This is a genomic window from Bacillus sp. LR_5, assembly GCF_042709275.1.
Genome location: NZ_JAVAXX010000004.1, coordinates 72183 through 84965, shown reverse-complemented (window position 1 = coordinate 84965; position 12783 = coordinate 72183). Strand labels below are relative to the sequence as shown.

At 43.4% G+C, this 12783-nt stretch carries 10 protein-coding genes (1 of these 10 cut by a window edge); all 10 read left to right on the top strand.

Translation table 11 applies throughout. From position 1 onward, the window contains the following. Position 1: 1 nt before the first annotated feature. Positions 2-238, top strand: a complete 237-nt coding sequence (locus RAC86_RS02060; protein ID WP_377885361.1) for a hypothetical protein — start codon at positions 2-4, stop codon at positions 236-238. After that, positions 235-1101: an ACP S-malonyltransferase gene (fabD, locus tag RAC86_RS02055; protein WP_029317809.1), complete on the top strand. Its 867-nt coding sequence runs from the start codon at positions 235-237 to the stop codon at positions 1099-1101. The genes RAC86_RS02060 and fabD (RAC86_RS02055) overlap by 4 nt, the downstream gene beginning before the upstream one ends. A 503-nt stretch (positions 1102-1604) precedes the next feature. Further along, complete coding sequence (locus tag RAC86_RS02050) at positions 1605-2579, top strand: acyltransferase domain-containing protein (protein WP_163259993.1); 975 nt, start codon at positions 1605-1607, stop codon at positions 2577-2579. After that, a complete protein-coding gene (gene fabD, locus RAC86_RS02045; protein WP_377885359.1) occupies positions 2576-4879 on the top strand; it encodes an ACP S-malonyltransferase in 2304 nt (767 codons plus the stop codon). Before RAC86_RS02050 ends, fabD (RAC86_RS02045) begins: the two co-directional genes overlap by 4 nt. Positions 4880-4940: 61 nt before the next feature. Then, positions 4941-5189 (top strand): acyl carrier protein, encoded by a 249-nt coding sequence (locus RAC86_RS02040; RefSeq protein ID WP_003231809.1) that lies wholly within the window; start codon positions 4941-4943, stop codon positions 5187-5189. After that, on the top strand, positions 5167-6414 hold the full coding sequence (gene pksF / locus RAC86_RS02035; RefSeq protein ID WP_144482437.1) for a polyketide biosynthesis malonyl-ACP decarboxylase PksF: 1248 nt from the start codon (positions 5167-5169) through the stop codon (positions 6412-6414). Before RAC86_RS02040 ends, pksF begins: the two co-directional genes overlap by 23 nt. Further along, positions 6415-7677, top strand: a complete 1263-nt coding sequence (gene pksG / locus RAC86_RS02030) for a hydroxymethylglutaryl-CoA synthase family protein (protein ID WP_230488495.1) — start codon at positions 6415-6417, stop codon at positions 7675-7677. Next, entirely contained in the window at positions 7665-8444 is a 780-nt protein-coding gene (locus tag RAC86_RS02025; RefSeq protein WP_082200946.1) for an enoyl-CoA hydratase/isomerase, read from the top strand. The genes pksG and RAC86_RS02025 overlap by 13 nt, the downstream gene beginning before the upstream one ends. Positions 8445-8483: 39 nt before the next feature. Then, entirely contained in the window at positions 8484-9233 is a 750-nt protein-coding gene (locus tag RAC86_RS02020) for a polyketide synthase (protein WP_015383709.1), read from the top strand. A 44-nt stretch (positions 9234-9277) separates the two neighbouring features. Further along, a protein-coding gene (gene pksJ / locus RAC86_RS02015) for a polyketide synthase PksJ (RefSeq protein ID WP_377885358.1) crosses the window boundary here: on the top strand, positions 9278-12783 show its 5' portion. The gene runs 11626 nt beyond the window's last position; only the first 3506 of its 15132 coding nucleotides appear in the window; the start codon lies at positions 9278-9280; its stop codon lies off the right edge, out of view.

The window sequence follows — 12783 nt, the reverse complement described above, 5'->3', positions numbered from 1 at the left end:
TATACGTGATCTGGGTCTTTTTTCTTATGTTCTGTTATATCTCCTGATCCTTTATTCCTCAATGGAAAAAAGCAGAAAAACAATCGAGCAAACTGTAGGAAAAATTAACTTGACGGATAATATTTACAGAGGTTACCATCAACATGAACATGCTACTATTTATCCGGTCATCACTATTATAAAATCATACAGAAGTGAAATACATCTACTAATCGGAAGGGTGGCTTTGAGAGAATGATCACATATGTTTTTCCAGGTCAGGGTTCACAAAAACAGGGAATGGGCAGCGGCCTATTCGATGAATTTAAAGAACTGACGGATCAGGCAGATGAGATCTTAGGATATTCTATCAAACGTCTTTGCCTGGAAAATCCTTATTCCAATTTAAACAAAACGCAATTTACTCAGCCGGCATTATATGTGGTAAACGCACTAAGCTATCTGAAAAAAATCAAGGATGAAGAAGTTAAGCCTGACTTTGTCGCCGGGCACAGCTTGGGTGAATACAATGCGTTATTTGCAGCTGAAGCCTTTGATTTTAAGACAGGTTTACAGCTTGTCAGAAAAAGAGGCGAGCTGATGAGTCTGATAAGCAACGGCGGTATGGCAGCTGTTATGGGACTAAATGAAGAGCAGGTTGCAAAGGCTCTGAAAGAATATCATTTACATGATGTTGATATCGCTAATGTGAATGCCCCATATCAAATTGTAATTTCAGGAAAAAAAGATGAGATTGAAAAAGCCGCATCTCTTTTTGAAACGATGACTGAAGTTACAATGGTACTCCCCTTAAACGTAAGCGGCGCGTTTCATTCCAGATACATGAATAAGGCAAAAGAAGAATTTGAGGAGTTCCTTCATGCCTTTTATTTTTCGCCTCCGTCTATCCCGGTTATTTCTAATGTGTATGCCAAACCGTATACATACGAATTCATGAAACAGACGCTGGCTGATCAAATTAATCACTCAGTGAAATGGACTGACAGCATAAGCTACTTAATGAAAAAAGGCCATATGGAGTTTGAGGAGGTAGGGCCTGGAAATGTTTTAACTGGGTTAATTCATCGCATAAAGAAAGATGCGGAAGCAATGCCCCGCTAAAGCATTTGCCCCTATGGCCGTGCACCTCATCAATCAGGTCTAAACACAGATTTCCTTTCATTTAAGGTATAAAGTTTTAAAGATTCAATCGTTCGATTGCCACTGTTTCTAATTGAATAACTTTATATACTGTTACATAAAGAGGCTGATAAATTAAGTTAGACATTTGAACTATGTCAGCCGGTCTGTCAAACCATCGCTCCCACATCTAGATGGTCCATTTTTTAACCGTACCCACCAATCATAGAGTCGATGTTCTTTGCTGATCCTGTTATTATGTTACATCAATTTTGAGATATCAACATACATCTACGATCACGTCATAAATGAACCGCATCCAGAGCACCAATAGCAATCCTTCCAAGTTGAATCTCCTTTACTTTTTCACATATGTCTTTTCCGTTTATTAATTTCATTTCAATCGCTGCTATGTGCTTTAACAACATGCATGGAAATGAGAAATCCAATAGCCGTCATAAATATAAAAAAAGAAGGTTATACACATGAATGAACCGCTTGTTTTTATGTTTTCCGGGCAAGGTTCCCAATACTATCACATGGGGAAAGAACTATTTAAGGAAAATACCGTGTTTCGCCAATCAATGCTTGAAATGGATGCCATTGCAGCACGGCGAATCGGCACATCCATTGTTGAAGAAATCTACCATCCAGGTAAACGTGTGTCAGATCCGTTTGACAGTATTCTTTTTTCCCACCCCGCCATTTTTATGATTGAGTATTCCTTATATAAGGTTTTGGAAGACAGGGGAATTTATCCTGATTACGTATTGGGATCAAGTCTGGGAGAATTCGCAGCAGCGGCAGTTTCTGGTGTGTCAGACGCAGAGGATATACTGGATTGCATACTTGAACAGGCTATTATCATCCAAAATTCCTGCGATAAAGGAAAAATGATGGCCATTCTGGACAAACCGCAATTGCTGAATGATTATCCGCAACTGTTTGGAAATAGTGAACTCATTTCTATCAATTATGATTCGCACTTCGTCATTTCTGGTGAAGAAGATCATATAAGGAAGATTATGGAGGATTTAAAGGAGAAGCAGATTCTTTGCCAGCTGCTTCCTGTGTCCTATGCCTTTCATTCTTCGCTTATTGATCCGGCAGAGAGTGCCTATGCAGAATTTTTAAGATCAAAATCTTTTCAAAAACCGTCAATACCGATTATGTCGAGCTTAACGGGAAGCTGCCTTCACGTAATGGACGAGAATTTCTTTTGGAATGCGGTCAGAAAGCCAATGATGTTTCGTGAAGCGATTCGATATTTGGAAAGCCAGCATACATGCAAGTTTATCGATTTAGGGCCATCCGGCACCTTAGCTGCTTTTGTGAAACAGCTGATTCCGGGTGATTCAGCTGACCGTTGCTGCTCAATCATAACACCATTTCATCAGGAGCTGAAAAATCTGAATACGGTTGAGTATTTCCGTACACCAGAAAGGAAGTTTACAAGATGATTACATATGTCTTTCCAGGGCAAGGCTCCCAGCAAAAGGGGATGGGACAAGGGCTATTTGAACAGTATCAGCATTTGACAGATCAAGCAGATCAAATATTGGGCTATTCAATAGAGAAGCTATGTACCGAAAAATCATATCTGGATTTAAATCATACTGAATACACGCAGCCGGCTTTGTATGTTGTTAATGCACTCAGTTACTTGAAGAGAGTGGAGGAGACCGGCAGAAAACCTGATTTTGCGGCAGGACACAGCTTAGGAGAATACAATGCGCTGATGGCAGCCGGTGCATTTGATTTTGAAACCGGATTAAGGCTCGTCAAAAAAAGAGGAGAATTGATGGGACGAATTACAGGGGGCGGAATGGCTGCTGTGATCGGCCTGAGTAAGGAACAAGTTACAGCCGTTTTAGAAGAGCACCGTCTTTATGACATTGATGTGGCAAATGAAAATACGCCCCGGCAAATTGTGATTTCTGGCCCGAAAAACGAGATTGAAAAAGCTCGGGCTGTTTTTGAAAACACCAAGGAAGTAAAGCTGTTTCATCCATTAAATGTGAGCGGAGCTTTTCATTCCAGATATATGAATGAAGCCAAACAGGTATTTAAGCAATATATTGACTCATTCCAGTTTGCACCTTTGGCGATCCCGGTTATCTCCAATGTCTACGCAGAGCCATACCATCAAGACAGATTAAAAGATACATTATCTGAACAAATGGACAACACAGTGAAATGGACGGACAGCATTCGTTTTCTGATGGGGAGAGGAGAAATGGAGTTTGAAGAGATTGGGCCTGGAACTGTTTTAACCGGTCTCATTCATCGGATTAAAAATGAAGCTGAACCATTGACATATATACCGAAAAAGAACCCCGCGATCAGTGCGCATCTAAAGGAGCAACGCAATGTTCAAGCCGGGATTACGGCAGAATCTTTAGGAAGTGCTGAATTTAAACAAGATTATCATCTTACATATGCTTATCTTGCAGGAGGAATGTACCGCGGCATTGCTTCGAAAGAAATGGTAGTAAAGCTGTCAAGAGCGGGAATGATGGGGTTCTTTGGCACAGGAGGTCTGAGCCTGAAAGAGGTTGAAGATGCGATCCATGCTATACAAGGTGAATTAGGGAAAGGACAAGCCTATGGCATCAATCTGGTCCACAATATGAAACATACTGAATCAGAAGAAAAAATGATCGATCTTTTATTGAGGAATCAAGTGAGCATTGTGGAGGCTTCAGCATTTTTAAGTGTCACTCCTGCATTAGTAAGGTACCGCGCAAAAGGAGTGAAACGAAATCAAAATGGTGACGTTATATGCTCAAATCGTCTCATAGCAAAAATATCACGGCCGGAAGTTGCAGAATCATTTCTGAGTCCTGCGCCTGAGAATATGCTGCAAAAGCTTTTAGGAGAAAATAAAATCACTATGAACGAAGCTGAGTTGTTGCGGTGCATTCCGATGGCAGACGATATTTGTGTAGAAGCTGATTCAGGCGGTCATACAGATGGCGGTGTAGCATACAGCCTGATGCCGGCGATGACATCTTTAAGAGATGAAATGATGAAAAAATATCAATACCGGAAAAAAATAAGAGTTGGTGCAGCTGGAGGAATTGGAACACCAGAGGCAGCGATGGCGGCTTTTATGCTAGGAGCTGATTTTATTCTAACAGGCTCAATCAATCAATGTACGGTTGAGGCGGCAACAAGTGATAAAGTAAAGGATTTGCTTCAGCAGATGAATGTACAAGATACAGCCTATGCGCCTGCAGGTGATATGTTTGAATCAGGCAGTAAAGTGCAGGTGCTAAAGAAAGGCGTGTTCTTTCCCGCACGGGCAAACAAGTTATATGAACTGTATCAGCGATATGGGTCTATACGTGAGCTGGATGCAAAGATGCTGGCCCAGCTTGAGGAGAAATACTTTAAACGCAGTATAGAAGACATATATAAAGATATTGCATTGCATTATCCCGCTGCAGACATTGAGAAGGCTGAACAAAATCCGAAGCATAAAATGGCTTTGATTTTCCGATGGTACTTCAGATACAGCTCAAAATTGGCAATCAGCGGAAGCGAACATTCGAAGGTCGATTATCAAATTCACTGCGGTCCCGCGCTGGGAGCCTTTAATCAATGGGTCAAAGGATCGCAATTAGAAAATTGGCGAAACCGCCATGTGGATGAAATCGGGAAAAAATTAATGACAGAAACGGCAGTATTGCTTCATGAACGGATGCAATCGATGTATCAGCCGTCGCATGAAACAGACAACATAAAAATAAAAGTTTGAATATTATGAAAATATACCTATAAAAATCATTAAAATAATCCCTTGAAGGAGAGAGCGCATTATGGATAAACAGAGAATCTTTGAAGTACTAATCACCAATATTTGCGAGGTGCTTCCTGAATTAGACGGACACAGATTTGAGCCTGAAGATCAGTTAGTTGAGTTAGGAGCTGACTCTGTAGACAGAGCTGAAATTATCACGATGGTGCTAGAGGATTTATCGTTAAAAATCCCTCGCATTGAGCTATCCGGGGTGAAAAACATCGGTGAATTAGCTGAGGTGCTTTATGACAAAGTGCAATCTGCCTGAGGTAGTGGTGACCGGTGTAGGCGTCACGGCCTCTATCGGTCAAGGGAAAGAGGACTTTGCTTCCTCGCTGCTGTCCGGCAGACATGCCTTTGATGTCATGAAGCGTTCAGGCAGACAAAAAGACAGCCGGCTTATCGGAGCCGAAATTGCGTCATTGTCTTATCCTGACCGACTCTCCAAAAAAATGTTGCGAAAAGCATCATTCTCAAGCCGCGCTGCATTGGTAACTCTCACAGAGGCTTGGGAGGAGGCTGAATTGGACGATGCAGATTCCTCACGTATCGGACTGGTTGTTGGCGGATCAAATTTTCAGCAGAGAGAAACCTTTGAAGTTTATGAAAGGTATCAAGACCGCTCCGGTTTTATTTCGCCGGCGTATGGCCTGTCTTTCATGGACAGCGATCTTTGCGGGATTTGTACAGATCAGTTTGGCATCACGGGATTAGCATATACGGTGGGAGGAGCCTCGGCCAGCGGCCAGTTAGCAGTCATTCATGCGATTCAGCAAGTCCTGTCAGGCGAAGTTGATACTTGCATAGCACTTGGTGCTTTAATGGATCTTTCTTATATGGAATGCGAGGCGCTAAGGGCTTTAGGCGCTATGGGGACGGACAAATATGCTGATGAACCTGAAAAAGCGTGCCGTCCCTTTGATCAAAACAGAGACGGGTTTATCTATGGAGAATCGTGCGGTGCATTGGTAATAGAACGAAAGGAGACGGCTTTACGAAGAGGTCTCAAACCTTATGCAGCATTGTCTGGCTGGTCAATCAAACTGGACGGAAACCGGAATCCTGATCCTTCATTAGAAGGAGAGATTCATGTCATCCAGAAGGCACTGGAGCGTGCCAGGCTTTTACCAGAAGATATTGATTATATTAATCCTCATGGAACAGGCTCTTTTATTGGAGATGAAATAGAATTAAAGGCGCTCCGTGCATGCCGGCTTTCCCATGCTTATATCAATGCAACAAAATCGATAACCGGACACGGGCTTAGTGCGGCGGGCATCGTAGAGATTATTTCTGTTTTGCTGCAAATGAAAAAATCTGCCCTGCATCCGAGCCGGAATTTGGATCATCCAATCGATGATTCCTTTCATTGGGTAAATGAGAAATCGATTTCATACCGCATCAAAAATGCGCTGAGCTTAAGCATGGGGTTTGGCGGAATGAACACCGCGGTTTGTATACAAAACATTGAGAAATGTGGAGGCGAATCATAAATGGTTTCAGCCGGAATAGAAGCGATGAATGTCTTTGGCGGAACGGCATACCTTGATGTCATGGAGCTGGCCAAATACAGACACTTAGATACTGCGAGATTTGAAAATTTATTAATGAAAGAAAAAGCGGTAGCACTGCCTTATGAAGATCCCGTGACCTTCGGAGTCAATGCAGCTAAGCCGATTATTGATGCTTTATCTGAAGCAGAGAAGGACCGGATTGAATTGCTGATCACTTGCTCTGAATCCGGGATCGACTTTGGGAAATCGTTAAGTACATATATCCATGAATATTTAGGTCTCAACCGCAACTGCCGTTTGTTTGAGGTTAAACAGGCGTGTTATTCAGGGACAGCGGGATTTCAGATGGCGGTGAATTTTATATTATCCCAAACTTCTCCGGGTGCCAAAGCACTGGTTATCGCCAGTGATATTTCACGTTTTTTAATCGCTGAGGGCGGAGACGCTTTAAGCGAAGATTGGTCTTATGCGGAACCGAGCGCCGGAGCGGGAGCGGTGGCCGTTTTAGTTGGCGAAAATCCCGAGGTGTTTCAAATAGATCCTGGAGCAAATGGTTATTACGGCTATGAAGTGATGGACACGTGCCGCCCCATTCCCGACAGTGAAGCGGGAGATTCTGATCTGTCTTTAATGTCATATTTGGATTGCTGCGAACAGACCTTTCTGGAATATCAAAAGCGTGTACCGGGTGCCAATTATCAGGACACGTTTCAATATCTTGCTTACCATACGCCCTTTGGCGGGATGGTGAAAGGTGCGCACCGGACAATGATGCGTAAGGTGGCGAAGGTGAAAACATCCGGGATTGAGACGGATTTTTTAACTCGGGTAAAACCAGGTTTAAACTACTGTCAACGGGTTGGAAATATTATGGGGGCAGCCTTGTTTCTGGCATTGGCCAGCACGATAGACCAAGGGAGATTTGATACGCCTAAACGAATTGGCTGTTTTTCCTACGGATCCGGCTGCTGTTCTGAATTTTACAGCGGAATTACAACTCCGCAAGGCCAGGAGCGTCAGCGAACATTTGGTATTGAGAAGCATTTGGATCGCCGGTATCAGCTCTCCATGGAAGAGTATGAGCTATTGTTTAAGGGGAGCGGGATGGTGCGGTTTGGGACGCGCAATGTAAAGCTGGACTTTGAGATGATACCGGGCATCATTCAGTCCACTCAAGAGAAGCCGCGCTTGTTTTTAGAAGAAATTTCTGAGTTTCATCGGAAGTACAGGTGGATCTCGTGACCTATCAAACGATAAAGGTCCGCTTTCAAGCGTCGGTTTGCTATATTACCTTTCACCGTCCTGAAGCGAATAATACGATTAATGACACGCTGATAGAAGAATGCTTGCAAGTGTTAAACCAATGTGAAACATCAACGGTGACGGTTGTCGTTTTAGAGGGGCTTCCCGAGGTGTTTTGTTTCGGAGCGGATTTTCAAGAAATCTATCAGGAAATGAAAAGGGGCAGAAAACAGGCAAGCTCCCAAGAGCCTCTCTATGATTTGTGGATGAAATTGCAGACCGGCCCTTATGTCACGATTTCGCATGTCAGGGGAAAAGTGAATGCCGGCGGTCTTGGATTTGTATCTGCCACAGATATTGCCATTGCTGATCAGACGGCGTCATTCAGTCTCTCTGAGCTGCTATTCGGCCTGTACCCTGCTTGTGTTTTACCGTTTCTGATCCGCCGTATCGGCCGGCAGAAAGCGCATTATATGACGCTTATGACAAAGCCGATTTCCGTTCAGGAAGCCAGTGAATGGGGGTTAATAGATGCTTTTGATGCTGAAAGTGACGTGCTGCTGAGAAAGCATTTATTGCGTTTGCGGAGGCTGAATAAAAAAGGAATCGCACATTATAAACAGTTTGTGAGCTCACTTGATCATCAAGTCAGTCGTGCGAAAGCCACCGCTTTAACTGCAAATCAAGACATGTTTTCTGATCCTCAAAACCAAATGGGAATCATCAGGTATGTTGAAACAGGACAATTCCCATGGGAGGATCAGTAACCGTTTAAAAATGACAATCAGAACCGTTAGGAGGACATCATGACGCATTCTGTTGTAGAGCTTATCGAAATTGAATCCGCCATTATTCAGGTAAAGATGCAAGATCGCACTCATAAAAACGCTTTTTCACAAGAACTTACAGACGGTTTAATTCAAGCGTTTGAATACATACGGCAGAACCCCAAATACAAAGCGGTCATTTTGACAGGATATGATAATTATTTTGCTTCAGGAGGAACGCAAGAAGGACTGCTTCGAATTCAACAGGGATTGACCAAGTTCACTGATGACAATCTTTATTCTCTGGCGCTGGATTGTGAAATTCCAGTTATTGCGGCAATGCAGGGCCATGGAATTGGAGGCGGCTTTGTCATGGGGCTCTTTGCTGACATAGTCATTCTGAGCAGAGAAAGCGTGTATACGGCTAATTTTATGAAATACGGATTTACGCCTGGAATGGGCGCTACCTTTATCGTTCCTAAAAAACTGGGCTTCAGCCTGTCCCAGGAAATATTATTGAATGCGGGCAGCTACCGCGGAGCTGATCTTGAAAAAAGAGGGGTTCCTTTTAAGGTACTGCCCCGTGCAGAAGTGTTAGATTATGCAGTGGAGCTGGCGCAAGAACTGGCGGAAAAGCCGAGAAACTCACTGGTTACACTGAAAGATCATTTGGTTGCCCCGCTTCGCGATCAGCTGCCGCGCGTCATTGAACAGGAATTGATGATGCATGAGAAAACATTTCATCATGAAGAAGTCAAAAGTAGAATCAAAGGTTTATATGGTAATTAACTAAAAATATATATAAATTTTGCAGGTGAAATGGAGGCAGCGTGATGAGAAATAATGATAATATCCGCATATTAGCTAATCCTTCTGTCAGTCATGGTGAGCCTTTACATATATCTGAAAAGCAGCCGGCAACAATACCTGAAGTTTTATACAGAACGGCGGCGGAGCTTGGGGATACAAAGGGAATCATTTATTTGCAGCCGGATGGAACTGAGGTTTACCAATCATACAGACGATTATGGGATGATGGACTGCGTATTGCGAAGGGGCTTCGTCAATCAGGCCTGAAAGCAAAACAAAGCGTGATTTTGCAGCTTGGTGACAATTCACAGCTTCTCCCTGCGTTCTGGGGGTGTGTGTTAACAGGGGTTGTTCCGGCTCCATTAGCCGTTCCGCCAACGTATGCTGAATCGAGCAGCGGCACTCAAAAGCTGAAAGACGCATGGACGCTTCTTGACAAGCCAGCGGTGATTACGGACCGGGGGATGCACCAGGAAATGCTCGATTGGGCAAAAGAACAAGGGCTTGAAGGGTTCAGGGCAATTGCTGTAGAGGATCTGCTCAGCGCTGAAGCGGACACAGATTGGCATCAATCCAGTCCTGAAGACTTAGCGCTTTTATTGCTGACTTCAGGCAGTACGGGAACGCCCAAAGCAGTTATGCTTAATCATCGTAACATTATGAGCATGGTGAAAGGGATTATTCAAATGCAAGGCTTCACCAGAGAGGATATTACGTTTAACTGGATGCCGTTTGACCATGTCGGAGGGATCGGAATGCTGCATTTGCGGGATGTTTATCTTGGCTGTCAGGAAATTAACGTCTCAAGCGAAACGATCTTAATGGAGCCGTTGAAATGGCTGGATTGGATTGATCATTACCGAGCTTCTGTTACGTGGGCGCCGAATTTTGCGTTTGGTCTGGTTACTGATTTTGCAGAAGAAATAAAAGATAAGAAATGGGATCTGTCTTCAATGCGATACATGCTCAATGGCGGTGAAGCAATGGTAGCCAAGGTAGGGCGCAGAATACTTGAGCTTTTAGAACCACATGGACTGCCTGCTGACGCCATCCGACCTGCATGGGGAATGTCCGAAACTTCATCGGGTGTTATTTTTTCTCATGAATTTACCCGGGCTGGAACAAGTGATGATGATCATTTTGTTGAAATAGGCTCTCCAATCCCCGGCTTCTCTATGAGAATTGTGAATGACCATAATGAATTGGTTGAAGAGGGCGAGATCGGCCGTTTTCAAGTCTCGGGTCTTTCTGTTACTAGCGGTTATTACCAGCGGCCTGATTTGAATGAGAGTGTGTTTACAGAAGACGGCTGGTTTGAAACCGGAGATCTTGGCTTTTTGCGAAACGGGCGCTTAACCATAACAGGCCGTACGAAAGATGCAATTATCATTAACGGCATTAATTATTACAGTCATGCAATTGAGTCTGCAGTTGAAGAATTATCTGAAATTGAAACTTCTTATACTGCTGCTTGCGCTGTCCGTCTGGGCCAGAATTCAACAGATCAGCTGGCTATCTTCTTTGTTACTTCCGCAAAATTAAATGATGAGCAGATGTCTCAGCTTCTTAGAAACATACAATCCCATGTCTCACAGGTGATCGGAGTCACCCCGGAATATTTGCTGCCTGTACAAAAAGAAGAGATTCCAAAAACGGCTATCGGAAAGATCCAGCGCACCAAGCTAAAAACTTCATTTGAAAATGGAGAGTTCGACCACTTGCTACATAAACCCAATCGGATGAACGATGCGGTCCAGGATGAGGAGATACAGCAAGCAGACCAGGTGAAAAGAGTAAGGGAAGAAATACAGAAGCATCTGCTCACCTGTTTGACTGAGGAGCTGCATGTTTCCCACGATTGGGTGGAGCCAAATGCAAATATCCAAAGTCTTGGTGTGAATTCTATCAAGATGATGAAGCTCATTCGATCGATCGAGAAAAACTATCATATCAAACTAACAGCCAGAGAGATACATCAATATCCTACAATTGAACGCTTAGCCAGCTATCTATCAGAACATGAAGACCTCAGCAGCTTGTCTGCTGACAAAAAGGGCACGGACACATATAAAACCGAACCGGAAAGGAGTCAGGCAACTTTTCAGCCTCTCTCTGAGGTTCAAAAAGGATTATGGACATTGCAAAAAATGTCACCCGAAAAAAGTGCATATCACGTACCTCTCTGTTTTAAATTTTCGTCAGGGCTTCACCATGAAACATTCCAGCAGGCTTTTGGCCTTGTATTGAATCAGCACCCAATCTTAAAGCACGTCATCCAAGAGAAAGACGGAGTGCCATTTCTTAAAAATGAGCCAGCACTTTCAATTGAAATCAAGACAGAAAATATCTCAAGTTTGAAAGAGTCTGATATTCCTGCTTTTCTTAGAAAGAAAGTAAAGGAACCGTATGTAAAGGAAAACAGCCCGTTAGTGCGTGTCATGAGCTTTTCCAGATCTGAACAAGAGCATTTTTTATTAGTTGTCATTCACCATTTGATTTTTGACGGAGTTTCGTCTGTCACATTTATACGCAGTCTGTTTGATACCTATCAGCTTCTTTTAAAAGGACAGCAGCCGGAAAAAGCTGTTTCTCCTGCCATTTATCATGATTTTGCGGCATGGGAGAAAAACATGCTTGCCGGCAAAGACGGTGTGAAGCACCGTACATATTGGCAGAAACAGCTATCGGGAACTTTGCCGAATCTTCAGCTGCCTAATGTCAGCGCAAGTTCAGTCGATTCTGAGTTTAGAGAGGATACATACACCAGGCGGCTGTCCAGCGGCTTCATGAATCAGGTCAGAACGTTTGCGAAAGAGCATTCTGTAAATGTCACGACGGTATTCTTAAGCTGCTATATGATGCTGCTTGGCCGTTACACCAGCCAAAAGGAACAGATCGTCGGCATGCCGGCCATGGTGAGGCCGGAAGAAAGATTTGATGATGCCATTGGGCATTTTCTCAATATGCTCCCGATTCGGAGTGAGCTGAACCCGGCAGACACTTTTTCTAGCTTTATATCAAAATTGCAATTAACGATATTGGATGGGCTTGATCATGCAGCATATCCTTTTCCAAAAATGGTGAGGGATCTGAATATTCCTCGCAGTCAAGCAGGTTCACCGGTATTTCAAACCGCTTTTTTCTATCAGAATTTTCTTCAATCCGGAAGCTATCAAAGCTTGCTGAGCCGCTATGCTGACTTCTTTTCTGTCGATTTCGTTGAGTGTATTCACCAAGAGGGCGAATACGAATTAGTATTTGAATTGTGGGAAACAGAAGAAAAAATGGAGCTGAACATCAAGTACAATACTGGGCTGTTTGATGCGGCTTCTATATCCGCCATGTTCGACCATTTTGTTTATGTAACAGAGCAGGCGATGTTGAATCCATCTCAGCCTTTAAAAGAGTATTCTTTATTACCTGAGGCAGAGAAGCAGATGATTCTCAAAACATGGAACGCCACAGGAAAAACGTATCCATATATAACTTTTCATGAGTTGTTTGAGCAGCAGGCGAAAAAGACGCCTGA